The 25,830-nt window shown below is 69.0% G+C and carries 21 protein-coding genes; 12 read left to right on the top strand and 9 right to left on the bottom strand.

Annotation, left to right across the window (positions count from 1 at the left end):
• Positions 1-45: 45 nt before the first annotated feature.
• The gene (locus POL67_RS50995; protein ID WP_271929989.1) at positions 46-666 is read right to left on the bottom strand and encodes a GNAT family N-acetyltransferase; all 621 of its coding nucleotides are present in this window, start codon (positions 664-666) and stop codon (positions 46-48) included.
• 307 nt (positions 667-973) lie between these two features.
• On the opposite strand from POL67_RS50995, the gene POL67_RS50990 reads away from it, so the two are divergent.
• From POL67_RS50990 to POL67_RS50975, 4 genes are all read left to right on the top strand, one after another.
• Positions 974-3,631 carry a TonB-dependent receptor domain-containing protein gene (locus POL67_RS50990; RefSeq protein ID WP_271929986.1) on the top strand — a complete coding sequence of 886 codons (2,658 nt, stop codon included), beginning with the start codon at positions 974-976 and terminating at the stop codon, positions 3,629-3,631.
• Between the two features lie 14 nt (positions 3,632-3,645).
• A complete protein-coding gene (locus POL67_RS50985; RefSeq protein ID WP_271929984.1) occupies positions 3,646-4,380 on the top strand; it encodes a hypothetical protein in 735 nt (244 codons plus the stop codon).
• A gap of 391 nt (positions 4,381-4,771) precedes the next feature.
• Complete coding sequence (locus POL67_RS50980) at positions 4,772-5,725, top strand: hemerythrin domain-containing protein (RefSeq protein WP_271929982.1); 954 nt, start codon at positions 4,772-4,774, stop codon at positions 5,723-5,725.
• Positions 5,726-6,015: 290 nt separating this feature from the next.
• Entirely contained in the window at positions 6,016-6,708 is a 693-nt protein-coding gene (locus POL67_RS50975) for a hypothetical protein (RefSeq protein WP_271929980.1), read from the top strand.
• Here the strand turns inward: POL67_RS50975 and POL67_RS50970 are convergent.
• Positions 6,705-7,889 carry an acyl-CoA dehydrogenase family protein gene (locus POL67_RS50970; protein WP_271929978.1) on the bottom strand — a complete coding sequence of 395 codons (1,185 nt, stop codon included), beginning with the start codon at positions 7,887-7,889 and terminating at the stop codon, positions 6,705-6,707. The genes POL67_RS50975 and POL67_RS50970 overlap by 4 nt on opposite strands.
• Positions 7,890-8,023: 134 nt before the next feature.
• On the opposite strand from POL67_RS50970, the gene POL67_RS50965 reads away from it, so the two are divergent.
• The 6 genes from POL67_RS50965 to POL67_RS50940 all read left to right on the top strand — a co-directional run bounded on the left by POL67_RS50965 (position 8,024) and on the right by POL67_RS50940 (position 15,579).
• A complete protein-coding gene (locus POL67_RS50965) occupies positions 8,024-8,647 on the top strand; it encodes a TetR/AcrR family transcriptional regulator (protein WP_271929976.1) in 624 nt (207 codons plus the stop codon).
• A 106-nt stretch (positions 8,648-8,753) separates the two neighbouring features.
• Positions 8,754-9,191 (top strand): hypothetical protein, encoded by a 438-nt coding sequence (locus POL67_RS50960; RefSeq protein ID WP_271929974.1) that lies wholly within the window; start codon positions 8,754-8,756, stop codon positions 9,189-9,191.
• A gap of 72 nt (positions 9,192-9,263) precedes the next feature.
• Positions 9,264-10,709, top strand: a complete 1,446-nt coding sequence (locus POL67_RS50955; protein ID WP_271915888.1) for a transposase — start codon at positions 9,264-9,266, stop codon at positions 10,707-10,709.
• A 176-nt stretch (positions 10,710-10,885) separates the two neighbouring features.
• Complete coding sequence (locus tag POL67_RS50950; protein ID WP_271929971.1) at positions 10,886-11,611, top strand: hypothetical protein; 726 nt, start codon at positions 10,886-10,888, stop codon at positions 11,609-11,611.
• Between the two features lie 215 nt (positions 11,612-11,826).
• Entirely contained in the window at positions 11,827-14,592 is a 2,766-nt protein-coding gene (gene acnA / locus POL67_RS50945) for an aconitate hydratase AcnA (RefSeq protein ID WP_271929968.1), read from the top strand.
• Between the two features lie 9 nt (positions 14,593-14,601).
• A complete protein-coding gene (locus POL67_RS50940; protein WP_271929966.1) occupies positions 14,602-15,579 on the top strand; it encodes a beta propeller repeat protein in 978 nt (325 codons plus the stop codon).
• Between the two features lie 10 nt (positions 15,580-15,589).
• Here POL67_RS50940 and POL67_RS50935 read toward each other — a convergent pair whose 3' ends face one another.
• Entirely contained in the window at positions 15,590-16,141 is a 552-nt protein-coding gene (locus POL67_RS50935) for an expansin family protein (protein ID WP_271929964.1), read from the bottom strand.
• Between the two features lie 94 nt (positions 16,142-16,235).
• Between POL67_RS50935 and POL67_RS50930 the strand changes: the two genes are divergently transcribed.
• Entirely contained in the window at positions 16,236-16,556 is a 321-nt protein-coding gene (locus tag POL67_RS50930) for a hypothetical protein (protein WP_271929961.1), read from the top strand.
• A 7-nt stretch (positions 16,557-16,563) separates the two neighbouring features.
• Here POL67_RS50930 and POL67_RS50925 read toward each other — a convergent pair whose 3' ends face one another.
• The 6 genes from POL67_RS50925 to POL67_RS50900 form a co-directional block, all read right to left on the bottom strand.
• A complete protein-coding gene (locus tag POL67_RS50925; RefSeq protein WP_271929958.1) occupies positions 16,564-17,811 on the bottom strand; it encodes a CinA family nicotinamide mononucleotide deamidase-related protein in 1,248 nt (415 codons plus the stop codon).
• Positions 17,812-17,879: 68 nt separating this feature from the next.
• Complete coding sequence (locus POL67_RS50920; RefSeq protein ID WP_271929956.1) at positions 17,880-18,812, bottom strand: formylglycine-generating enzyme family protein; 933 nt, start codon at positions 18,810-18,812, stop codon at positions 17,880-17,882.
• A complete protein-coding gene (locus POL67_RS50915) occupies positions 18,799-20,403 on the bottom strand; it encodes a carboxypeptidase-like regulatory domain-containing protein (protein WP_271929954.1) in 1,605 nt (534 codons plus the stop codon). Before POL67_RS50915 ends, POL67_RS50920 begins: the two co-directional genes overlap by 14 nt.
• Positions 20,400-21,344 carry a zinc ribbon domain-containing protein gene (locus tag POL67_RS50910; RefSeq protein WP_271929951.1) on the bottom strand — a complete coding sequence of 315 codons (945 nt, stop codon included), beginning with the start codon at positions 21,342-21,344 and terminating at the stop codon, positions 20,400-20,402. The genes POL67_RS50915 and POL67_RS50910 overlap by 4 nt, the downstream gene beginning before the upstream one ends.
• A complete protein-coding gene (locus POL67_RS50905; RefSeq protein WP_271929949.1) occupies positions 21,341-21,889 on the bottom strand; it encodes a cytochrome c-type biogenesis protein in 549 nt (182 codons plus the stop codon). The genes POL67_RS50910 and POL67_RS50905 overlap by 4 nt, the downstream gene beginning before the upstream one ends.
• 6 nt (positions 21,890-21,895) lie before the next feature.
• On the bottom strand, positions 21,896-24,124 hold the full coding sequence (locus tag POL67_RS50900) for a heme lyase CcmF/NrfE family subunit (protein ID WP_271929946.1): 2,229 nt from the start codon (positions 24,122-24,124) through the stop codon (positions 21,896-21,898).
• Positions 24,125-24,291: 167 nt separating this feature from the next.
• Here POL67_RS50900 and POL67_RS50895 point away from each other — a divergent pair, with 167 nt between their 5' ends.
• On the top strand, positions 24,292-25,551 hold the full coding sequence (locus POL67_RS50895) for a LeuA family protein (protein ID WP_271929943.1): 1,260 nt from the start codon (positions 24,292-24,294) through the stop codon (positions 25,549-25,551).
• Positions 25,552-25,830 lie beyond the last annotated feature (279 nt).

The raw sequence follows: 25,830 nt of genomic DNA, 5'->3' as shown, positions 1-25,830 counted from the left end.
AGGTCGAAAAGCGGCTGGAAGCGGCGAAGCGCTATCTTGCGGACGTTAAGCGTCCGAAGGTTCTTTCGCGTCGCCCCCCAAAGGAGCCGTCGGCTCGCTAAGCCAAGACGGGGGGCGCGGCGCGTGGACATCGAGCCGCATGCTCGTGTTGGGTCGTTCCCGGTACTCCTTGGCGCGGTTCCTGAGGAAACCGAGCCGTTCGTAGAACGGCACGGACGCCTCGTACGCATCGACCGTTAGCAGGCGACAACCGACGCGCTCGGATGATTCGAGCGCCATGGCCCAGGCGAATCGGACGAGCGATTCTCCGCAGCCGCGATGGGTAGCGCGAAAACTCGTGCTTACGCCGAGACGCGCGATCTTTAGAGCTGGGATCACGGGGTGGTCGTGGTGACCGAGCGCGAGGAGCTTTCGCTCCTTCGTCTCCAGGGTGACGGAGTCGGTCATCAGCGAGACGAAGCCGACGAGACAGCCCTCGTAGTATGCGACGTACGTGCGAACGATGTGCCGAACCTGAAGGCGCATTGCCTCGACGAGCAGGAACTCGTCGAGATCGCTATCGCCGCAGGAAAACCCTTGCGCGTCATCAATGACCGCTTCGTCCAGCAGCCGGATTTCGAGCCGGTTCGGATCGAGCGACGGGCGTGCCGGAGAGACGCTGTTCATACGAGGATGACCGTGCCGTCAGGGTTGGCTCACGGAAAAAACGTTCAGGAAGAACGTCCGTCGGGATCCCTCTTAGCAGGGTTATCGCCTCTGCGAAGGTCGAAAAGATGAGCTGATCAAACGTGACCAACCTTGCCGAACTTGTGGCACACAGGTGAGTGTTCCGAATCTGGACCTGGCGTGTCTCATCGCTGTCCCCCCATGACATTTCACGCCGCACCACCCCGCTTCCCGCTTCCGCTCCCCGCCCTCCGCGTGTAAAGCACCGTTCTGAAGGGGCCCGACGGAGGATCGGTTGAGGTTCGTTTTGTCTCGATGGTCACACGCCATCGCCCTAGCTGCGGGCCTCCTCGCCGCGCGGCCCGCGTTTGCCCAGCCGCAAGCCCCCAAGGCGCCGGCCGGCCAGGCCAACGTCACCCTTCCGACGGTCGTCGAGCACGTCGACGCCGTCTATCCCCCGGACAAGCTCGCGCAGGGCGTCGACACCACCGTCGAGGTCCTCGTGACCGTCGAGCGCAACGGCACCGTCGGCGACGCACAGATCGCCGTCTCCGGCGGGGAAGCCTTCGACGCCGCGGCCCTCGCCGCCGTTCGTCGCTGGCGGTTCAGCCCCGCCACACGCGACGGCGTCCCCATCCGCGCCCGCATTCGTGTCCCCTTCCATTTCGCGCCCGAGCCGCATCCGCCCGTCCCCGTCCCGCCCGGCGCGCCGACCGACACTCCGCCCACGGACGCGGGCCCGGCCCCTTCGCCCGGCCCGCCCGCGCCCCCGGGCAAACCGCCCGCGGACAAGCCGCCCCCGGACAAGCACACGCATTCGCACGGCGAGCAACCTGCCGAGCTCGACTCGGGCCTCGCTTTGCCGCACGCCGTCGCCGAGCCGGGCAAGCCCATCGAGATTCACGTGCAGGGCCGGCCGAACCCTCCGCGCCGCGGCGCCTCCGACTTTCGCCTCGGCCGCGCCGTCCTCGACAGCGCCCCGCGGCCGACCACCGCCGACCTCATCAAGTCCGCGCCCGGCTTTCACGTCATGCGCCCCGAAGGCGACGCCGTCGCCCAGCGCGTGTCTCTCCGCGGCTTCGACGCCGATCATGGCCAGGACATCCAGTTCACCGTCGGCGGCACGATTCCCCTCAATCAGCCCTCCCACATTCACGGGCAGGGGTATGCCGACCTCAACGTTCTGATCCCCGAGACCGTGCGCAGCTTGCGCGTCCTCGAGGGCGTCTACGATCCACACCAGGGGGATTTCGCCGTCGCGGGCAGCGTCGATTTCGACCTCGGCGTCGAGGAGCGCGGCGTCCGGGCCACCGCGTCGTACGGCTCCTTCGACACGAAGCGCCTCGTCGCCATCTTCGCGCCCGCCGGCCAATCCGAGGAGACGTTTGGCGCGGCCGTCGTGCGTACGACGGACGGTTTTGGTGATGGCGTGCGCGGCAGCATCACGGGCGGTTTTACGGGGCAATACCGTTTCGAGCTGCCGGGCGACCTCTCCGCCCTCGTCCACCTCTCCTCGTATGGGGCTCGCTCCACCGTCGCGGGTGTCCTCCGCCGGGACGACATCGACCGCCGGGTCGTCGATTTCTACGGCGCCTACCCCGACACCTCCGCCCGCTCGCAATCCGCCGCCGCCACGCGCACGCAGGCGAGCTTTTCCCTCCAGCGTACCGGCGACGACGGCTCCGAGGCCTCCTTTGGCCTGTGGGGCGCGTATGCCACCTACCGCAGTCGCCTCAATTTCACCGGCTACACCCAGCGCTCGCGCCTCCGGCCCACCTGGGCCGGCCGCGGCGACCTCATCGAGCAATCGAACGACGACGGCGGCTTCGGCGCCCGCGCCTCGTATCGCACCCGCCGGTACGAGGCGGCTTCCTGGCTCAAGGCCCAGCTCACGCTCGGCGCGGACGCCGAGGCCCATTCCATCGACCAGGCGCAGAACCTCCTCGAAGCCCCGCAAAACGAGACCTGGGATCGCCGCGTCGACACCACCGTCCGCTCGCTCCGCATTGGCGCCTTCGCCGACGCCCTGTTCACGTTTTCCCGCTGGGCGCGCTTGCGCGGCGGCCTCCGCGCCGACCTCATCTCCTTCGACATCGACGACCGCCTCGGCAACCAGGTCCCCGCCTTCCGCGAAGAAACCCATTTCATCGGGTATCGTCGCACCGCCGCCGGCATCGCCTGGGGCCCGCGCGCCACGCTCGAAGTCGATCCCTTGCCCTCGTTGCGCCTCTTCGCTGCTTATGGCCGCGGGTATCGCTCGCCGCAGGCCCGGCAGCTCGAAGAGGGCGAGCAGGCGCCCTTCGCCACGGTGCATAGCTACGAGGCCGGCGCGCGGTATCAATACGAACCCGCCCGCATTTCGGCCACCCTCGTCGCGTACGAGACCCGCCTCTCCTACGACCTCGCCTTCGACGCGGAGGAAGGCCGGCTGGAGCGGATCGGCCCGACCACCCGCCGCGGCCTCGTCGCCTACCTCCAGGCCAATCCGCTGACCGGCTTTAATGCCTCGATCAGCGCCACGTTCGTCCGGGCCACCCTCGATTCCCCGCCGCCGCCGACCCCGGAAAACCCCACGCCGCCCTATGTCGAGGGCCAATCGCTCCCCTACGTTCCGCCCGTCGTCGTGCGGACCGACGTCTCCTATCGCCGCGCCCTGGGCACGCTCCGCGGCAAACCCCTCGTCGCCCGCGCCGGGTACGGCGCCACGTTCTTGTCGCCGCGCCCGCTGCCGTATGCCCAGGAGGCCCGCACCGTCTTCGTCGTCGACGCTTCGCTCGGCTTGCGCCGCGATTTCGTGGAGATCGGCGTCGACGCCACGAACCTCTTCAACGTGCGTTATGCGGACACCGAGTACGTCTTCGTCTCCGATTGGCGGACGAGCGACATCCCCTCGCATCTGCCCGCGCGCCACATTTCCGCCGGGTCGCCGCTCACGATCCTCGGCAATTTGACCTTTTACCTTTGAGCCTTCGATCCGCCATGCGATGTCTTCTGCGCTCGTTGTTCCCGTTTGTCCTCGTCCTCGCCGGCTGCGGCAGCAGCACCGGCCAGCCCGACGTTTCGTTCCCGGCGCTCTTTACCTCGCCCGCGACGAAGGAATTCGTCGTAGACGACGTGACCGTCACGCTGGACGAGGCGCGCGTGGCCTTTGGGCCGGCCTATTTTTGCGCCAGCGCCTCGGGCTCGGCCACGCTTTGCGACGCGGCGGTCGGGGAGATCCGGCGCATCACGGCAATTGATGCCCTCGCGGAAGGGGAGACGCCGCTCGGCACGTACGCGGGGTTCGCGGGGGACGTGCGCAGCGCCTCGTACGATTACGGGATTCACTGGTTCTTGCCGGAGCAAGAGGCCACGGCTTCGCCCGAGGCGCCGGGCGGGCATTCGGCGCGCGTGCGGGGCGTGGCGAGCCGCGCCGGCACGTCCGTCCGGTTCGAGGCGGACATCGACGTGACGCCGCTCTTTCAGGGCCAGCGCGCCGTGCCAACCACGAAGGTCGAGGGTACGGTCACCGAGGCGACCTCGCGGATCGAGGTCCAGTTCGACGTCGCATCCTGGTTTTCCGCCGTGGATTTTGGCGCGGCGATCGACGCCGGCGTCGATCCGTTCGTGATCGGACCGGGCGCGCAAGACTACAACGGCGTGGTGAACCGCATGGTCTCGACCCACCCCCCGTCGTTCGTGTTCGTGGAGGGCGAGGCGCCGGCCGCGCCCTAGCCGCCTGCTCCTTTGTTGCCCGCGCGCGTCCCGCGCGATCGCCCCGGGTGCGCACCTCCGTGCCACCCGCCACGATCGACTGCGCCGGCCGCGCGCGGTCGCGGCTCGTCGTTTCGAGCCTGCCAGCGCGCGGCACGAGCGGGGCACGAGCCTCCGCGGCGTGTGCCCCGCGCGCGGCGCAGGCTCGGCTCGTTGCCTCGTTTTGCTCGTGCTTTCGCTCGGGTCGCGGCCTTCCGTCGGGGCGCGCTCGGGGGATGTTCGCCGTCCGTCCCTCGCTTTTCTTGCAGCCCTCCGGGGCCTTGGCATGCCACGCGCAAGGAGCCGCGAGCACGAAGGGCGGCGCCTCGGCGAGGCGCGGCACGCCGAGAAGGAACGGATTGAGGAGCTCGACATGAAGGCGACCGACCTACTCAAGCAGCATCACCGCGAAGTCGAAGAGTTGTTCCGCGAGATCGAGGGCGCCGAGGACGAGGACGAGCGTGCCTCGCTCCGCGAGGAGCTCGCCAACGCGCTCGCGGCGCACACGGCGATCGAGGAGGAGATCTTCTATCCGGCGGCGATGGAGGCGCTCGGCCCGAGCGGTCGCATCCGCGAGGCCTTCGAGGAGCACGCGGTGGCGGATTTCGCGCTCTATCGGCTGATGTCGGTCAGCGTGGGCGACGAGACGTTCTCGGCCAAGCTCGGCGCGCTCAAAGACATCGTGATGAACCACGTCGAGGAGGAGGAGAGCGAGCTCCTGCCCCAGGCAGAGGGGGAAATGGAGCGTGAGCAGCTCGAGCACCTCGGGGAGCGGCTCTCGGTGCGGTTCTCGGAGCGCGTCGCGGAGGGGCACCGCCCGATTCTGGAGCGCAGCCTGGGGATCGCGGCGCGGCAGGTGGCCGCGCAGGCGCCCGGGGCAAAGAAGGCTTCGGCGCCGCGCAAGCGCGCGCCGGCGAAGCGCCAGGCGATGCCGAAGCGGGCGGCGGGCGCGGCGAAGCGTGGCGCGGCGCAGCGGGGTGCGGCGCAGCGGGGCGCGGCGAAGGCGGCGCCGGCGAAGCGGGGCGCGGCGGCCGCGCAGAAGCGGAACGCGGGCGCCGTGGCGGGCGGGGCGGCGCGGACGCAAGCGCGCAAGAGCGCGGCGTCGCAGAAGGCGCCGGCGGCGCGGGGGCAGGGGGCGTCGCGGACGCAGTCGCAGTCGCAGCGCGGCAGTGCGGGCGCGCCTGCGGCGCAGAGGGGCGCGCAGAGGGGCGCGCAGAGGGGCGCGCAGAGCGGGGGCGCGCGTGGGGCGCAGAAGGGGATGGCGCGCGGCGGGAACACGCGGGGCCAGGCGGCGCCGGCGCCGCGCAAGCAGCGGGCGCGGGGCTGAGTTTCGCGGCCCTCGCGGGTGGCGGGTTCGGGGGGGCCCGCCGGCCGCGAGCGTCGAGGCCAATCGTGGGTGACGGGTTCGGGGGGACCCGTCACCCACGATTGCATTGTGAACCCGCACCTATGACATGCCGCGCCAAGGGCGCGCAGAACTTTTCGCAGATCTTTGATTGAATAAAAGCAACGGAACGCATTCGGCCGATCGCGTGTCCAAGACGGCCGTTTTCGCTTGACAGGAGCGCTTCATTTCATGTTTTTGGGGGATTCACCCTTGTTCTTCAGGGAGGTCCCATGGCCAGGATTTCTTATTGCATTGCGGCAAGCGCTCTTCTCCTCCTCGCCCCGAGCGCTGCATTCGCGCAGGGCGACCCGGCGGCGCCGCCCGCGCCCGAGGGGCAGCCGGCTGCTGCACCCGAGGCGGCCCCTGCCGCGCCTGCGCAGGCTGCGCCGGCGAAGGCCGAGCCCAAGGAAGAAGATACGAAGGACAAACCCGCGCCGAACTCGGTCTATGCCGAGGGCCTCGGGGCTGGGCTCTGGTACTCGATCAATTATGAGCGCCGCGTCATCGACGACCTCGGCGTGCGCGTCGGGTTCAGCTACATCTCGATCGGGGCGACGGTCTCGTCGGGGTCCTCTTCGGCGAGCGCGAGCGCGAGCCTTTTGACCTTCCCCATCACGGCGAGCTACCTCGGCGTTCGCAGCGGCAAGCACGCGCTCGAGCTCGGCGGTGGGGTCTCAGTCACGTATGCGACGGCGCAGGCGTCGAACAGCTTCGGTTCGAGCGCGTCGGGCTCGGGCATCGGCGCGTATGGCAATCTCATGGTCGGGTATCGCTTGCACCCGGTGGACGGCGCTGGTTTTCAGTTCCGCGTCGGCGCGATGGCGCTCGTGGGCCCGGGGTTCAACGTCTTCGGCGACGATCCGGATCCGGGCGCCGTCGGCGTCCTGCCGTTCGGGTACATCAGCTTCGGCGCTGGTTTCTAGGCCGAATCCCGCGGCAAGAGCAGCAGATTGAACGGCGCTTCGCCCATGGCCACGCGGGCCGCGTACTCGTACGAATCGTCCGTCGCGGCGATGTGCTGCGCGGCCGCGTGAATGTCCCGGAAGCACCGCTCCAGCACCGTACCCGCATAAATCGCGCTCGACCCGCCCGCCCGAAACGCGAACGACGTGACGTCCGCCGCGACCTCCGTCGTATACGTCGTCGCGGCCCGCACCGCGGCCCAATCCTCGGGGGAAAGCGGCGCCCCCGCCTCGGCTTTTTGCATCGACAGCTCCATCACCTCGCGCGCGAGCGCCCGCGCCGCGTCGAGGGCCGCGCGCTTTCGGCCGAGCTCCACCCGGAAGCTCGATTGTGCCGCCAGCGTCTCGCTGTTCCAGGCCTTGATCCGGCGCGGCGCGACGATCGCGATCTCTTCGAGCGCGCGCCTTGCCACGCCGAGCGCGAAGCCGATGTGCCCGGGCGCCGTGAGCGCGATGAACGGCAGCTCGAAATAGGCCTGCCCGCGCTTCCGCGCCGCGCCGGGATACGAACACGTGAACGACTCGTCCACGAACACCGCCTCCATGCGGTAATGGTTGCTCCCGCTCCCGCGCAGGAACGCCGTGTTCCACGTGTCCTCGATCGTCACGCGCGACACGGGCACCGCGACCTGCACGAACGACGGCGGCCCGGCCTGCCCCGGCGCCTCGATCATCGCGGCCGTGTACACCCAGCTCGCGTGCCGGATCCCGCTCCCGAAACCCCAGCGCCCCGTCACCTCGAACCCGCCGCGCACCCGCTGCGCCTTCCCCATCGGCACCTGCAGCCCGGCCGACGTCGGCATTCCACCGGCGAAGATCTCCCGCGTCGCCGCTTCCGGTAGGTACGCGCCCATCATTCCGTTCATGATCGCCCCGATCATCAGGGCCCAGCCTGCGGACGGGTCCGCGTGCGCCATCGCCTCGTACACCACGAACTGCGTCCGCCCGTCCGCGCCGAGCCCGCCGACCTCTTTCGGCGCCGCCAGCGCGAACAGCCCCTCCGCCTTCATCACGTCCACCACGGCCGGGTGCAGCGTCGCGCCCTCGTTCGACGCGTCCGCGTGGGCCTCCGCGATCGGGCGCACGCGGGCGACGGACGCGAGCAGGCGGGCTTCGAGGACGTTCTCGGTTCCTTTGATCATGACGGTTCCCTCCGGGGACCGGGGTTCCTCTCCGGTCGTGCCCATGTAGACAGCGGCAACATCCTGAAGTTTCCACCGTCAACATGGAATGTTGCGATCGTCAACATGCGCCGCGGACGTGGTAGGCTCCCGAGGTGCCTCGACGTCCGCCGCCTCGCCCGTACCACCATGGGGATCTGCCTCGCGCGCTTCGGGAGGCCGCGCTCGCGCTCATCGAGGAGCATGGGCCGATGGGGTTCACGCTTCGCGAGCTCGCGCGTCGGGTCGGCGTTTCGCATGCGGCGCCGTACCGGCATTTTGCGGACAAGCGGGCGCTGCTCACGGCGCTCGCGGCCGAGGGGGCGCATCGCCTCGCGGACGCGGTCGACGCGGCGCTCACGGCGGCGGGCCCGGACCTCCGCGCGCGTTTCCTCGCGGCCGCGCATGCGTACGTGCGCTTCGCGATGGAGCACCCCGGGTATTTCCAGGCGATGTTCTCCGCCGACGCCGATCCGAACGACCCTGCGTTCGTGAACGGCCGCGAGCGCAGCCTCGGCCTCCTCTATCGCTACATCGCGGAGGCCCAGGCGGCGGGGTATTTCGGCGAAGGCGAGGCGCTCTCCTACGTGATCCCCGTCTTTGCAATGCACCAGGGCCTCGCGGTGCTCGCCATGTCCGGCGCATTCGCTCCGTTCGGCGTGTCCGACGTACGCGCCGCATCGGACCTCGCGCACGGGCGCTTGCTCGACGGGCTCACGCGCGCCCGAGGCGAAGGGTAAGCTCCGCACGAAAGCGTGCGGGGCGAGCCCTTGCGATCTTCCGCGATCACGCCGTGCCGTGCCATCCTGGCGTGGCATGGTGCGCACGAGGATCCTTCTGTCATCGATGGTGGTGGGCCTCATCTCTGCGGCGAGCGCGTGCTGGCTCGGCGACTACCAGCCGCCCACGGGCCACGCGGGCGGCGGCGGCTCGGCGCAAGGCCATGGGGTCCGCTGCGGCGACGACACCTGCGGCTCCTCCGAGGTCTGCTGCGTCGAGCAGGGCAGCGCCCCCACCACTGCGTGCACGGCCGCGGACGCCTGCATCTCCCTCGCGATCCCGTGCGATGGTCCCGACGACTGCGCGCACCTCGGCGGCGTCTGTTGCGGCCTGTGGGACGAGGTCGCCTTCAAGTACACGGCTGTCGAGTGCTCGGACGCGTGCAGCAGCAGCGATCGCGTCCCGATCTGTCGCCTCGAACACGACGACGTCGATTGCCCCACGGGCCGCCATTGCAAAGAAGAGCGCCTTTTCGGCCCTGGATTCGGCTACTGCGCCCCTTAGCAGCCTGTGGACTTATCCCGAAGGAGGCTCGACAGGAACTGGCGTCGATGGTAGTTTGTCCGCGTCATGTCGATGGGGCGAACACGTGAGAAGCAGGCGTCGCTCTGGGTGGCGGCGCCTTCGCTGCCGCGGTCGCCGGGGCACCGGTTCTACGAGAAGCTGAACGAGCTTCTTCGCGAGAACGGGTTTGACCGGGCCATGGAGGCGGCGTGCGCGAAGTATTTCGAGGCCGACGGGACGGCGGGGAGGCCATCGATCCCGCCTGGGCTTTACTTCCGGATGCTGCTGGTCGGCTACTTCGAGGGGATCGAGTCCGAGCGTGGGCTCGAGTGGCGCTGCTCGGACTCGCTGTCGCTGCGGGAATACCTCGGGCTGTTGCCCGGCGAAACGGTGCCCGACCATTCGACGCTTTCCAAGATGCGCAAGCGCCTCGGCAGTGAGGTTTTCGAGGGGATGTTCGCCTTCGTGCTCGGGGTCGTGAATCGCTCCGGGCTCCTCCATGGCAAAGTCATGGGCGTGGACTCGACGTATCTCCGCGCGGACGCCTCGATGAAGGCGATCGTGCGGCGCGAGACGGGCGAGGTGTACGCGGACTACATCAAGCGGCTGGCGAAGGAGGAAGGCATCGAGAATCCGACCATGGAGGATGCTCGGCGACTCGACCGCAAGCGCAAGGGAAAGAAGACGTCGAATACCGACTGGAAAAGCCCCACCGACGAAGATGCCCGCATCGCAAAGCTCAAGGATGGCCGCACGCGATTGGCCTACAAGACCGAGCATGTCGTCGACATGAGCACGGGCGTCGTGGTCGCCGCGGAGGTCTATTCAGCGAACGAGGCCGACCCAGCGACGATGGCGCAAAGCCTCGAGCAGGCGCGCACGAATGTCGAGCAGGCCAAGAGCAGCGAGGAGCGCGATTCGGACGACGATCCGCCTCCGGAGGGCGGCAGCAGCGACGCGGAGCCCGAGCGCACCGTGATCGAGGTCGTGGCGGACAAGGGGTATCACAAGGCCGAGCTGCTTCTATCGTTGAAGGTGTCCGGCTATCGCACGTACGTCCCGGAGAGGATCCAGTCCGTCCGCAGATGGGTGGACAAGGGCTGGGATATGCAGCAAACGTTTTACGGGAACCGAAACCGCGTGCGTCGTCCGAAGGGGCGCGCTCTTCAACGCAAACGTGGAGAGCTCATCGAACGAACATTCGCCCACGCATGCGAGACGGGCGGAATGAGGAGGGTGCGAGTGAGAGGCCGGGAGAACGTGAGAAAACGCTACCTGGCGCATATCGCCGCGCTCAATTTGGGGCTCGTGCTACGTCAAATACTCGGCGCAGGGACCCCGCGGGCCCTGGCCGCGGCCCGGAAGGGCTCCGCCCTTGCAGTTTTGGTGATATGGGCAGCCATGGTGGCCCTGGTACGGGGCACGCCGAGGCGGTTGGCACGATTTTCCCGGGCCACGTGGCGCGGGATGTACCCGCATCAAATGCAAGATGTTGGGGTCGCGATCGGGGGCGCGTAGATCCACGGGCTGTTAGCATCCGTCCGGTATCCCCGCCCCCTGACATTCCGGCCACGCCCGTATGGAAACGGCCGTTCTCAGCGCGCCCACGTCCCTCGGCAAACGCCGCGGGCCCCAGGCCCTCCCCCGATGGCCTCCCCCTTGCAAAGCGCCGGGGTACACACCAAGGAACTTCGATGCGCATCTCTACGCAGCTTCTCGCCGTGGGCACCGTCCTCCTTTCGACCCTCCACGCGAGCCTGGCCCAAGCGCAGTATTATCCGCCTCCGCAGCCCTACCCCTATCAACAGCCTTACCCGTACGGGCAGCCCGCTCCTTATCAACAGCCCTACCCGTACCAGCAGCCCTACCCTTATCAACAGCCCTACCCGTACCAGCAGCCGAACCCCTACCAGCAGCCCTATCCGGCGTACGGCTCACCGAACTACATCGATGCCGGGTCCAATTCCCGCAAGCCCAAGCACCAGCTCACCCTGCGCGTCTCCCCCGGCGCGAGCTTTCATTTCATCCCCGGAAGCTCGGCCAAGCCCGCCTTCGCCCTCGACGCTGGACTCGGCTTTCGCGCAGGCGTCGCCTCCTACACGTCCGTCTGGACCGAGGCTGGCTACTCCTACGACACCCTGGGCCCTGGGCATATGGTGGCCGTCGGCGTCGGCCCCCTCTTCGGGACGAACCAGACCTCCATCGGCATCCTCGAAAAACTCGTCATTGGCGACGTCGCTGGCGGCTTCGCTGTCGGCCCCCGCTCGAGCCTCGTCCTCATGCTTTACAACGGCAGCCTCGCGGCCGAGGTCGCCCATCAATGGATCTACAGCAACGTCGCAGACGCCGGCCACAACGAGCTCCGCCTTCAGGTCTCCGTCGACCCCATCAGCTTCCTGACGCGGTTCCTGGGCCGTTAGCCCCCTTCTGCCTCCTCCCCGAACGGATCGAGGTTCGGGCAGGTGCCCGCCTGGGCCGCTCCTTCAGCCCCAGGCACAAACCGCCTCCGCAAAACCCCTGACGCGCACCTTCCTGCGCTCCCCCCTTGCTCTCGGACCTTTTTCCTGAGAAGCCTTCCGCCGCGCGGCCTCCGGATCCCTTGCCTCTCTCTGTGCCGCCCCCCAAGGTGACGACCATGGCAGACAGCTTCGGTGCTAAGAGCACCCTTTCGGTTTCGGGCAAGTCCTACACGATCTACCGCCTTCGGGCCCTCGCGAGTGACGCCGACCTCGCGCGCCTCCCGGTCTCCCTGCGCATCCTCCTCGAGAACCTTCTTCGTCACGAGGATGGTCGCGTCGTCCGCAAGGAGCACGTCGAGGCCGTGCTCCGCTGGGATGCCAAGGCTGCGCCTTCCCAGGAGATCTCCTTCCACCCGGCGCGTGTTCTCCTGCAGGACTTCACGGGCGTTCCCGCCGTCGTCGACCTCGCTGCCATGCGCGAGGCCTTCGCGGGCATGGGCGGCGATCCCAACCGCATCAACCCGCTCTCCCCGGCCGATCTCGTCATCGACCATTCGGTCGAGGTGAACTACTTCGGCACCCGCGACTCGCTCGTTCGCAACGCCGAGCTCGAGTACCAGCGCAACGAAGAGCGGTACGTCTTCCTCCGCTGGGGCCAGCAGGCCTTCGAGAACTTCCGCGTCGTTCCGCCGGACACCGGCATCTGCCACCAGGTCAACCTCGAGTACCTCGCCCGCGCCGTCATGACCGACGCCGAGGGCTGCGCCTTCCCCGACACCCTCGTCGGCACCGACTCGCACACCACCATGATCAACGGCCTCGGCGTCGTTGGCTGGGGCGTGGGCGGCATCGAGGCCGAGGCCGCGCTCCTCGGCCAGCCCGTCACCATGCTCGTCCCCGAGGTCGTCGGCTTCAAGCTCACGGGCAGCCTGCGCGAGGGCGCCACGGCGACCGACCTCGTCCTCACGGTCACCGAGATGCTTCGCAAGAAGAAGGTCGTCGGCAAGTTCGTCGAGTTCTACGGCCCGGGCCTCGCGTCGCTCTCGCTCCCGGATCGCGCGACGATCGCGAACATGGCGCCCGAGTACGGCGCCACGATCGGCTTCTTCCCGATCGACGGCGAGACGATCTCGTTCCTGCGCTTCACGGGCCGCTCCGAGGAGCAGGTCGCGCTCGTCGAGGCCTACTGCAAGGAGCAGGGCATCTTCCGCACCGACGGCATGCCCGATCCGATCTTCAGCGACACGCTCGAGCTCGACCTCGGCGCCGTCGAGCCCTCGATCGCCGGCCCCAAGCGCCCGCAGGATCGCATTCGCCTCGCGGCCGCGCGCACCGGGTATCGCAAGAGCTTGCACTCGATGATCGAGAAGAGCTTCGGCGACATCGACGCGGCGACCGTCGCGAAGTGGTGCGACGAGCCGAGCGCCGACAAGCCCGCGGACGACGCCATCGCGGCGCGCATGCTCGTCCGCGACAAGGTCTTGAAGCCCGTCGCCATCGAGGAGGGCGACACCTCGTACAACCTCCGCCACGGCTCGGTCGTCATCGCGGCGATCACCTCGTGCACGAACACGTCGAACCCGGCGGTCATGCTCGCGGCGGGCATCCTCGCGAAGAAGGCCGTCGAGCGTGGCCTTACCGCCAAGCCGTGGGTGAAGACCTCGTGCGCGCCCGGCTCGCAGGTCGTCGCCGATTATTACGAGGCGTCCGGCTTGCTCCCGTACCTCGAGGCGCTCGGCTTCCACCTCGTCGGCTACGGCTGCACCACCTGCATCGGCAACTCCGGCGCGCTCCCCGACACGATCGTCGATGCCATCAAGAAGGGCGACCTCGTCGCGGCGAGCGTGCTCAGCGGCAACCGCAACTTCGAGGGCCGCATCAACCCGAGCGTGCGCATGAACTTCCTCATGTCGCCGCCCCTCGTCGTCGCCTACGCGCTCCGCGGCGACATGGACTGGGATCCGTACTCCGAGCCGATTGGCAAGGATCGCAACGGCACGCCCGTCTACCTCCGCGACATCTGGCCGACCGCGGCCGAGGTCCGCGAGACGATCCGCTCGGCCGTGAAGAGCGAGCAGTTCAAGACCCGGTACGACAATGCCCTCGTCGGCGACGTCGCCTGGCAGAAGCTCAACGTCCCCGCGGGCAAGACCTTCTCCTGGGATGACAAGTCCACCTACGTCCGCAAGCCGCCGTTCTTCGAGAACCTCGGCAAGCAGCCGCAGCCGGTCACGGACATCGTGGGCGCGCGCGTGCTCGCGCTCCTCGGCGACAGCGTCACGACGGACCACATCTCGCCGGCGGGCAACATCGCGAAGACGAGCCCTGCGGCGCGGTACCTCGTGGAGCACGGCGTCCAGCCGGCCGACTTCAACTCGTACGGCGCGCGTCGTGGCAACCACGAGGTGATGATGCGAGGCACCTTCGCCAACATCCGCATCAAGAACGCGCTGCTCGGCGGCGAGGAAGGCCCGAACACGCTCCACCTCCCGGCGGGCACGAAGCTCAGCATCTACGACGCGGCGATGAAGTATGCCGAGGAGAAGGTGCCGCTCGTGGTCCTCGCGGGCGTCGAGTATGGCACGGGCTCGTCGCGTGACTGGGCGGCGAAGGGCACGAAGCTGCTCGGCGTGCGCGCGGTCATCGCGAAGAGCTTCGAGCGCATCCACCGCTCGAACCTCGTCGGCATGGGCGTGCTCCCGCTCGAGTTCGCCGCGGGCGAGGACGCGCAGACCCTCGGCCTCGATGGCCGCGAGACCTTCGACATCAAGGGCATCGCCGAGGGGGTCACGCCCTTCAAGAAGCTCGAGGTCGTGGCGAAGAAGGCGGACGGCACCACGAAGACGTTCACGGCGACGGCCCGCATCGATACGCCGAACGAGGCGGATTACTACCTGAACGGCGGCATTCTCCAGTACGTGCTGCGGCAGATGGCGAAGTAACATGGCCGCATGACGAACCGGTCCTCGCGTGTCTCGCTCCTCGTGTTCCTCGCGCTCGCGATGAGCGCCTGCGGCGAGGAGGACCCGCGTTACGAGCTGCATGCCGTGACGCATGGCGAGGGCCGGTTCGTGGCGGTCGGTTACGAGGAGATCGATCGCGCCGACAACCTGCCCTTGCTCATGAGCTCCGCGGACGGCCGTTCGTGGACGCGGCACGACGCTTCGCTTCCCAGGCAAGAGCTCCACGACGTCGCGTTCGGCAATGGCGTCTTCGTCGTTGTGGGTGGCAATCACTCGCCCACGGCGACCGGCCCGTCGAGTCCGGTCGCGCTCTCCTCGGAGGACGGCGTCACGTGGACGGGCATCGATCTCCCCACGCCTGAGCCGCTCACTCACGTTGCGTTCGGCGATGGCCTTTTCGTGATCATCGACCACGGCGGCCAGACGTTCGTCTCGACGGACGGCAAGAGCTTCGCGCCGTCAGGCACGATCCCGGATGGAGTCCTCCACCAGATCACCTTCGGCGCGGGCCAGTTCGCCTTCTGGAGCTTCGATCCGCGCGTGTACGTCTCGCCCGACGCGCAAGCCTTCACCGAGCATCCTCTCGACATTCACGGCGTGAACTGCCTGCATTTCATCGACGGCCAGTTCCAGGGCGTCGGTTACATCGGGGGCCTGGAAGACAACCCGTTCATCGACAAGTACGTCGTCACGTCCGCCATGGGGGAGGCCTGGGCCACGAGGCGCGGGAGTTTTCCGTGCAATGGTTTGGCCGAGTCGAACGGCGTCCTCGTGGCGGGATCGGGCCTTCAGCTCTATCGATCGGTCGATGGCCAGCCGTTCACGCCCACGCATACGGCCGAGGAGCAGCACGGCCGGACCGACGTGGCGGCGGGGGACGGCGTCTTCGTGGCGGTCGGGGTCGACGAAATCGACACGAGCTCGGATGGTCGAACCTGGACGGTGACGCTGCTGCCGCTCCCCTGAATCGCGCGGTCTATTTGAACTGCGCCGTCCCCTTGTACGTCTCGCCGTCTTTCCATTTCGCCACCGTCTCCTCGACGGTTTGTCCGTCCGCCCCGGTGATCCGCAGCGTCACGGATGGCGAGCCGACGCCCTTGGCGGCCGTAAAATAGTTATCGTCCGAGCGCGTCATCTCGACCCACTCTTGGATCTGGTTGTAGACGGCATTCGGCGCGGAGAGCACGGCGGCGTCGCGGCCGAACGTGAGCGAACAGCTCCCGCGGGCGTTTGCGTCGTAATACACGGCCTCGCCCTTCGAGGTCTTCCCCTCGGGCTTGGGCGGCTCGGCGGGCTTGGCCTCGGCGGCGGGCGCAGGCGGCGGAGCAGCGGGCTCGGCGGGCGCCGGGGCGGGCTCCGGGGCGGGGGCGGCCTCGGGCGCGGCGGCCACGGGGGCCGGCGTGAAGGGCGTGGCCTGCGCCGCGGGCGGCGGCGGGGCCGGGGGCGGCGCGGGCGGCGGCGCGGACGCACAGGCGGCGAAGAGCACGGCCGTGGTGGCCAGGGCGAACGAGCTGGAAAGAGGGCGCATGGCGCGCCGCAACATTCCATTTCCAGAGACGCGTCAAGTGTGATGTGTGGTGCAGCGCGCGGAACCCTGGCGGCGGCGAGGTGTCCTGCAAGGGATGAGGGTTCACGCTCATGCGCTGCGCGGTTGGATCGTGGGTCGGCGGCTCGGGAAACCCCAATGGATCGCGGGGCAGGTGACCACAGTTGTGTGGCTCGCGAGGGGCACGTTCTTCCTCGTGGCGGCCGCGACGGTGGTCGCGGGTACCGCAGTCATCGAGGGACGGCCAGGGCTCATGCCCCCCGTGCAGATCGAGCCCCTGCCGTTTTTCGGGGCGCACACGTGTATCTACCCGAGTGACGTGGAAGAACCGCCGGCGCCCCCGCCCGAAGAGGAGCCGCCCTGCTCGCGAAAGGGCAAACGCTCGGACGCGCGCTGAGGGCCCGTTACAGCGCCCGCTCGGGCAAACCGAGCGCAATGCGGCGGAGCAGATCCAGCACGGCATACGCCGCCGCGATCTGCACCTCCTCGCGTTCGCCCTGAAAAACCTTGTTCCGCACGACCGTGCCGCCCGGATGCGCGACGGCCCAGTACACGAGGCCCACGGGTTTCTCGGCCGTGCCGCCTGTCGGGCCCGCGATGCCCGTCACCGACAGGCCCACGTCCGTCTCGCAGGTGCGGCGCACACCCTCGGCCATCTCCGCCGCCACCTCGGCCGACACCGCGCCGTGGCCCCGCAGCGTATCCTCCGAGACCCCGAGCAGCCGCGTCTTCGCGCTGTTCGCGTACACCACCGCGCCGCCCACGAGGTAATCGCTCGCCGGATATCGCGTCAGCATGTGCGCGATGAGCCCGCCCGTGCACGACTCTGCCAGCGCCAGCCGATAGCCGCGGCTGCGCACCGCGCGGCCCACCATCTCGGTGAACGCCTCGTCGCCCTCGCCGTACACCACGTCGCCGAGCCGCGCCTTCACCTCGGTCGAGGCCCGCAGCGCGAGGTCCCGCGCGACTTCGCGATTGGCGCCCCGCGCGTGCACCTTCACGTCGACCTCGGGGAAATGCACCCGATAGCCGAGCGTCACGCCCGTGTGCGTGCCCTCGATGCCCGCGAGCGCCTGTCCGACGAGGCTCTCGCCGAGCCCGTACGTCCGCAGGCGCACCTGGAACGTGTTGTTCGGTGCCGAGGGCCGGATTCGCGGCAAGACCTGGTCCGTGAACATGCGCTTCATCTCGCGCGGCACACCCGGCAGGAAGAAGAGCGGCGTGTCCCCGATCGGGATCGAAAACCCCGGCGCCGAGCCCACGCTGTTCGGCAGCACGTCCGCGCCCGCCGGCAGATCGGCCTGCTTCTCGTGGCCCGCGTTCATCGTCTTGCCGCGCGACTCCACGCGTCGCCGGATCGCGAGCAGCGCGCTCTCGTCCCGCACGAGCGTCACACCCGCGGCGCTCGCGGCGGCCGCCGCCGTCAGATCGTCCGTGGTCGGGCCGAGCCCTCCCGTCACGACGACGAGCCGATGCGCCTTTGCGAGCGTGCGCAGCGTCGCGACGATCTGGTCGATGTCGTCGGGGATCGCGTCGATCACATCCACGGTGAAGCCCGCGGCCGTCAGCTCCGCGGAGATCCACGCCGCGTTCGTGTTGACGATTTCGCCTCGGGTGAGCTCGGTACCGATCGAGAGAATCGCGGCGGTCATTTTGGGGGCATGCACTCTATCCCATCGCGCGCCCTTGACGAGGGCCTCGATGGCGAAAGGAGCACGATTCAGCGCGGAAGGGCGCCGCCCTCGGCCGCCGCCGCGAACGGATACGCACACCGGAAGCCGACCTCGGCCGAGCGCGTGCTCGCCGCGATCTCCAGGCGATTCCAGCTTCGCAGCGCGCTCGCCGCGCCGTCGCCGAACGACCCGCCCCGCGCCTCGGCGAGCGCCGGGCCCTCGGCCGCGCCCGCTTTGGGCGTCGCCCACTCGGCCACGTTGCCGGCGAGATCGTGCGCGCCCTCGGGCGAAGCGCCGTCCGGATGCGAGCCCGCGACCTCCGGCCCCGTCGCGCCTTCGCCACAAGGCCCGCGCGCGAGCCCCCACGCCGCCCGCCGACAAACCGCGCCGGTGTCGCCCCAAGCATACCGTCGGCCTTTGGCTCCCGCGGCCGCAAAGGCGAGCTCTTCCGGCGTTGGAAGCGAGCCGCCGGCCCACGCGCAAAACGTACGCGCCTCGGACAACCGCACTCCAGCAAGCGCACGACCGGGCTCGCCTGAAAGCGCAACGGGCGGGCAAACGGACGCGGCCACGCAGGCGGCATAACGTGCCTCCGTGACCTCGTAGGCGTCGAGAGCGAAGGCCTCCATCGGCACGGCGCGCGGCGTGACCTGACCTTGCGCCTCCCAATCACTCGGCCCGATCCGCAAGAGGCCGGCCGCGATGCCCACGGCGCGCGGCGTGGCCACGCACCCGGCCTCCGTCACGACGAGCCCCGCCGCGCATCGTTCCGGTTTGCCCACGCAACGATCCCCCGCGAGGGTTTGTCCTTCCCCACAACAACGCGCCCCCAGCGGCGTCATCCCGGGCGCGCACCGGGCCGGCGGCGCAGCGCGATCCCGCGCCACGAGCACCACGGCGACGGCGAGCCCGATCGAAAGGGTGAAGAGGCCGATCGTCCGGACAATCGGCCTCGCCCCGCGCGCCTCAGGCCGAGCCACCCTCGCCGCGGGCCTCCCCTCGGGGTCGTCGTGTACCTTCCCGATCGCGCCTGCGCTGCTCGGCGCGCGCGGCCTTCACCTCGTCGAGGCGCGCTTCGATCCGCGCGAGCGCGTCGAGCAGCGCGGCCTTGAGCCGACCGTACGTCTTCGGACCGATATCGCCCTTTTGATGCGCCTTCTCCAGCGCGACGAACTCGCCGAGCAGCGCCTCGCGTGCTTCGAGCAGATCGTCCTTCGCCTCGTCGGGCACCGCGCCCTCGGCGCGCTGGCGGATCGTGTACGCCGCGGCGAGCCCGGCCGCCGAGAGCGCGAAGAACAGCGCGAACCACCGCGTGTTTCCGGGCACGGGCAGCCCCGTGATGGTGATGTCGAGCGCGTTGATGCCGCGCTCGCCTTGCATCGCCTGGCGCATCGTCACCATCACCTTGCGTCCGTCGCGCCCCGCCTGGCGTTGCGCCTCGGGGAAGCCGGCGACCTGGAGGCCCATGGTCTTGTTCGCCTCGGAGAAGATGCGCACTTCGCCGACGCGCGGCGGCAGCTCGACGCGGAACGTTTGTCGATCCTTGCCGTCGAGCGGGACCTGGTAGCTGAACGAGGCCTCGTGCCGACCAGGCGCGATCGTGCCCGAGAGCCACGGCCCCTTCGTGGGCTCGTCGATGAACCGCACGTCGGTCATGCCGTCGGGGATGCGGAAGGCTTGATAGCCCTCGGGCAGGCCGACCTGCGCGGCGCCTTTGCCCGGCACCCACGCGACCTTGCCGATGTTGAAGACGTTGAAGAGCTGCTCGACCGAGAGCACGCCCTCGCGCAGCGACACGAACACGAACGCCTGCGCGCCGACGAGCGCGCCTTCGACGTTGTCGGTCGCTTCGTAAGCGTGCAAAACGACGCGCTTGCCCGCCTTGTCGGAGAGCGCGAACGCGTCCGTCGCGTACGTGCCGAGGCCACGCATCGTGGTGACGCGGTAACTCGTGCCTGCGCCGACCGGCAGCCCGTCGAGCCGCGCCGTGCCTTCCGCGTCGGTCGTGATCTCACGACGCTCGCGCTTGTCGCCTTGCGCCACGCTGCTCTTGAGGATGCCGAGGATCGCGGTCGCGTTCGGGATCGGGCGGTCGTCGGCGTCGCGGATCGTGAAGACCATCGTGCCCGGTGGGAGCGTTTGATCCTCGACCGCGGTGTCGGGCGGCGCCTCGAAAAAGCCGCTGTTTCCGCCGCGGCGCGGCGCATCCCCGTGCGGGTTCGCCCCGTGCGGCGATTCGCCGGCGTGTGGATCGGCCTCCGCGCCTTCGTCGACGCTCGGATGCCCCGGCGGGAGCTCGCCGACGTCGGGATGTCCGGCGGGAAGCGGCCCGGCCGTCTTGCCGCCGTCCCCCGCGCCCGCATCCCCGGGCCCCGCGTCGGGCTTGTCCGCGCTGGGCTTGTCCTTCTCGGCCTTCGCGTCCGGCTTTTTCGGGGCCTCGTCGGCCTTCTTCGCCGCCGCGGGCTTGTCCTCGCCCGCGGCGGTCGCCACGTGCGGCAGCGAGATCGCGGCGGCGGCGACGGTGAGGGCCGCGCCGAGGATCCCGAGGCGGGTTCGTCGGTTCGAGTTCACGACGCTTCCGCCTCCTCGTCGGCCTTCTTCGCCTCGCGGGTCTCCTCCGCGGGCTCGGGTGCGGCCATGCGCGCGCCGCATTTCTTGCAGAACAAAGCGTCCTCGTCGTTCTCCGTGCCGCACGCATCACACGCGCGCTGCGCGGCGGCCTCGTCGCTCGTCGCCTTCGCGGGCGTCTTCGCCTTCTTCTTTTTCTTGGGCTTCTTCGAGGCCTCGTCGGCCTCTTCCTTCGCCGCCGCCGGCTCCGGCGCGGCCTTGGCCTCTGCCTTCGGCGCCGGGGCCTCCGCGGCCTCGTCCGCTTCGTCGTCCTCGTCCGTCTCTTCCTTCTCGTCGTCGAGCAGGCCGAGCTGCTTCAGGCGCCGCTGCACGAGCACCTCGGCCCGCTCACGGCCCGGCGCCGCGCTCTGGTCGAGGGCTTGCAGCAGGCGCTTGGCTTCGGCGCGGTATTTCGTGACGAGGACGCGATAGTCCTCCTCGCTGATCTTGCCGACGCTGCGCTCGAATTCGAGGTCCTTGAGCGCGCGGATCACGGCGCGCTTCTGCTCCTCCTCGGCGCGAGGCGGAGCGCCGATCGCGTAGGCGTCGGCGCCGGAGAGCGGCGTCTCGCCGAGCAGCGTGCGCAGGCTCGCCCAGAAGCTCGCGATCACCGTCACGAGGACGCCGGCCGCGAGGACCAGGATGGCCGTGGGCACGTCGACGAACATGCCCCCGAGGAGCGCGAGGATGGCCGTCACGGCCGGAACGCCGACCTTCACGGCATCCGCGATCTTGCGCTCGAGCTCCTGGTCGACGTTCGGGGGCTCCGCTTCGGCGCGCGAAGCTGCGCCCCCGAGCCCGCGGTCGCCGTTCGGGGGCTCCGCTCCGGCACGCGGAGCTACGCCCCCGAGCCCCCGGTCCCGCTTGTCCACGGCGCGTTTGTCCGTGCTGGTCTCGGAGCTCATTCGTCGTCGAGGTCCTTCAGCTCCTGATCGAGCCTGTCGTCGTAGGCGTCACGCTTGTCGTTTTTGGTCGTGGCCTTCGTCCCCGCGGGCCCTGCCGCCGCGGCGGCGAGCCCACGTCGCTGCCAGCGTCGCAGGACGACGAACACGAGCCCGGCCCCGGCCACGATCGCCGTGAGGGGCACGACCCAAAGCGCGCGGCTCGCGCCCTGGTTGCGCGGCACGGCGAGCGATTTGGGCCCGTACATCGAGACGTAGACGTCCTGCGCCTGCTCGACCGTCTTGCCCTCGGCGAGCAGCTCGCGCAGCGCGGTGCGGCGCTGGTGCGCGATGTCGCACGGGCAGGTGCCGAGCGTCTCGCGCGGGCAGCCGCAGGTGCAGATGAGGCTCCAGAAGAGCTGGCGCTCGGTCTCGTTCTGGATCGACACGGTCCCCGTGCCGCCCGTGTGCTGTCCGTGCGCGAGGTGCGGATCGAACGTCAGCCACGCGGCGGCGAGGCTGGCCGCGGTGAGCAGCGCGAGGTGGAGCGGTGTTCGTCGGGTCGTCATTCGGAGTTACTTGGCGGGAGCGAGGGCAGCGCCAGGCAGGGGCGCAGGGGAGGGCGCTTCGATCGCCGGCGCAGGCGGGGCACGCGGGGACGCCGTCCCGCCGTAGGCGAGCGAGGGGCCGGCCGCGAGGAGCAGGGCGAAGATGACGGACGTCGCGACCGAGGCCGCGGCGCGGATGTAGCCGAACGCGCCCGCCTCCTCCAGCGCGACCTCGGGCCACATCGATACGATCGCGCCGAGGATCAGGATGCCCACGCCGATCCAGATGAAGTTCACGAGCGGGTTCACGTGGAACTGGAACGAGGCGACCTTCGTCGTCGGGTTGACCATTCCTACGATCACGTAGAGATCGTCGCGGATGGTCATGTGCTTGGCGACCTCGGTCGAGGGCTGATCGGCGCCGGTCTTGTAGATGAATTTTGCCGGCGTGACGCGGCCGATGGACTTGCCCTGACGGACCACGTCGAGGTCCGTGAAGATCATGCGCTTCTCGTTGTCGACCTCCATGCGCGGGCCGACGTACGTCATGGAGTAGTAGTCGACCTGGGCCGTCTCGCCTGGCGACATGCTGAGCTCCTTGTCGACGCCCCACGCGCGGCCGGTGAAGCCGAGGAACATCAGCGCGATGCCCACGTGCACGACGTAGCCGCCGTAGCGGCGGCGCGACTTCGCCACGAGGTTGAAGAGCGAGGTGAAGAGGCCCTCGTCGCTCTTGCTCCGCTGCCGCGCCGCGACGCCGCGGTAGAACTCCTGCACGACGACGGTGATGTTGAACGCGACGAGCATCACCGTGACGAACGGGAGCTTGCCCGAGAGCCACGCGAGCGCGCGGCCGAGCGCGCCCTCGTAGATCGGCGCGGCGTCATAGAACGCCGGGTAGTTCACGCGCTTGCCGATCAAGAGGTGGATCGTGGCGACGACGAGCATCACCGCGACGGGCCAGCGGAAGCTCTTCAGGAAGAGCTCCGGGCTCGTCTTGCGCCAGCCGAGCAGCGGCGCCGCGCCCATGGCGAAGAAGATCACGAGCGCGAGGGGCGGGATCCAGGTGTTGTAGAACGTCGGCCCGAGCGTCGACTCCTGGTTGAGCAGCCATTCGCTGATGCGCGGCCACGTCGTCGCCGTCGCGATGAACACCGTCAGGCTCAGGAAGCCCCAGTTGTTCAGAACGAACGCCGCCTCGCGCGAGAGCACGGACTCGAAGGCGCCCTCGCTCCGCAGCCTCGGCAAACGCCAGACGATGAGCGTGATGCTCACCGCGGCGATCACGCCCATGTAATAGACGAAGAAGATGCCGATGCCGGACTGGGCGAAGGAGTGCACGCTCGAGATCAGGCCGGAGCGCGTGAGGAACGTGCCGAAGATCGTGAGGAAGAACGTCGCGCAGATGAGGAAGACGTTCCAGACCTTCAGCATCCCGCGCCGCTCCTGGATCATCGTCGAGTGCACGTAGGCGCTCGCCGTGAGCCACGGCAAAAACGCCGCGTTCTCCACGGGATCCCAGGCCCAGTAGCCGCCCCAGCCGAGCTCCTCGTAGGCCCAGAGCATGCCGAGCGCATTGCCGATCGAGAGGAAGAGCCAGGCGAAGAGCATCCACTTGCGCGTGGCCACGATCCACTCGTTGTCGAGCCTTCCTGTGGCGAGCGCCGCGATCGCGAACGCGAAGGGGATCGCCGAGCTCGTGAACCCGATGTAGAGGCTCGGCGGGTGGATGATCATGTAGAAGTTGCGGAGCTGGTAGTTCAGCCCGCTGCCATCCACCGGCGCGCCACCCGCGCTCGTCGTGAAGGGGTTCGCCGCGAAAATCATGAGGATCGCGAAGAAGCCGATGATGGTCATCAGCGTCGCGATCACGAAGGGCTGCAGCTCGAGGTACTTGCGCCGGAGCCACGCCACGCAGCCCGCGGAGAAAACCGACGTGAGGAAGAGCCACCAGAGAAGGGAGCCGTCTTGGCCGCCCCAGAGCGCCGCGACGAGGTACGGCGTGGTCATCGAGCGGTCGCTGTACCGAGCGACGTAGCTGATGCGGAAATCGTGGCTCACGAAGGCGAACGCGAGCACCAGGACCGAGAGGCCAACGAGGGACACGGTGCCGTACGCGCCCAGCCGAGCTGCCTGGAGCAGGCGTGGCCTGCCGGTGCTCGAGGCGAGCGCGACGGCGAACGTGTACGCCGCGGCGATCAGGATCGCGTAAAGAACGCCGGTTCCGAACTCGGGGAGCGATTGCCAGATCGACATGGCGGGGGGCAGAGCTTAGGCCGGCCACGGAGCCGGGGCCACGTCATACGCGCCCTATTTCCCGAGGACGCTTCGTCGCCGCTCTTCGGACGCGACGCGAGACGACGCGCGGCGGCAAATACGCGTCCCCTCGTCCGACGGGAGCGAACACGATTATACTCTTCCACATGAGCGCCACGCCCGACTTCCGATCCGACGACCTCATCTACGACTGGAACGAGATCGGCCGAAAAGGGCGCTTGATCCCCCGGGACGTCACGTTCTTCGACGAGACGCTGCGCGACGGTCTGCAGAACCCCTCGGTCGCGGATCCGAACATCGAGCAGAAGCTCAAGCTGATTCACCTGATGTCCAAGATCGGCATCCACGTCGCGGACATCGGCCTGCCCGGTAGCTCGAAGCGCGCCTTCGACGACGTCCTGCGCATGTGCCGCGAGATCACGGACAACCGCCTGCCGCTCGGCGTGGCGTGTGCAGGTCGCACCGTGGTCTCCGACATCACGCCGATGATCGAGATCTCCCAGCGCGCGGGGATCCCCGTGGAAGTCTACTGTTTCATCGGATCGAGCCCGATCCGCCAGCTCGCCGAGGACTGGGACCTCGACACGATCGTCAAGCGCAGCGCCGAGGCGATCGACGTGGCGGTGAAGGCAGGCCTGCCCGTCGCCTACGTGACGGAAGACACGACGCGCTCGCGGCCAGACATGCTGGCGACGTTGTTCAAGATGGCGATCGACCACGGCGCATCGAGGCTGTGCCTCTGCGACACCGTGGGTCACGCGACGCCGGACGGCGTGCGCAACCTGATCTCGTTCACGAAGGCGATCATCGCGGGCCATGGCGCGGACGGAAAGGTCCGCATCGACTGGCACGGGCACAACGATCGGGGGCTCGCGCTGGAGAACGCGCTGTGGGCGCTGGAGTTCGGGGCGGATCGGGTGCACGGGACGGCGCTCGGGATCGGCGAGCGCGTGGGGAACGCGGCGATGGAGCTGATCCTGCTCAACCTGAAGCTCCTCGGGCTCCTGGAGCACCAGGACCTCACGCACATGCTGGAGTACTGCAACACGGCGGCGGAGGCGGTGGGCTGGCAGATCCCGATCAACTACCCGCTCGTCGGCCGCGACGCGTTCCGCACGGCGACGGGCGTGCACGCAGCGGCGATCATCAAGGCGCAAGGCAAGGGCGACGCGTGGCTCGCAGACCGGATCTACTCGGGCGTGCCGGCGGGCATGTTCGGACGGAAGCAGGAGATCTGCGTGGGGTACATGTCGGGCGCCTCCAACGTGAATTTCTGGTTGCGGCAGCGGAGGATCGAGCCGTCGAAGGAGCTCGTGGAGGCGATCCTGAAGAAGGCCAAAGGGTCGAGCCACATCCTCTCGGACGAGGAGATCTTGGCGGTCGTCGATGAGGTGAACGCGCGGTAGGGGGTCGATCGACCTTCTGGAACCGGTTGCGGACGGGGTGGAGGGGGTCGATCGACCTGTTCGAGCCGGTCGCGGACGGGGTGGAGGGGGTCGATCGACCTGTTCGAGCCGGTCGCGGACGGGGTGGAGGGGGTCGATCGACCTGTTCGAGCCGGTCGCGGACGGGGTGGAGGGGGTCGATCGACCTGTTCGAGCCGGTCGCGGACGGGGTGGAGGGGGTCGATCGACCTGGGTGACCAGGTTGGAGGTCATCGGAACGAGACCGACATCGGTCGCACG

Source organism: Polyangium mundeleinium, assembly GCF_028369105.1.
GTDB lineage: Bacteria > Myxococcota_A > Polyangia > Polyangiales > Polyangiaceae > Polyangium > Polyangium mundeleinium.
This window is presented reverse-complemented; position numbering and strand designations above follow the sequence as displayed.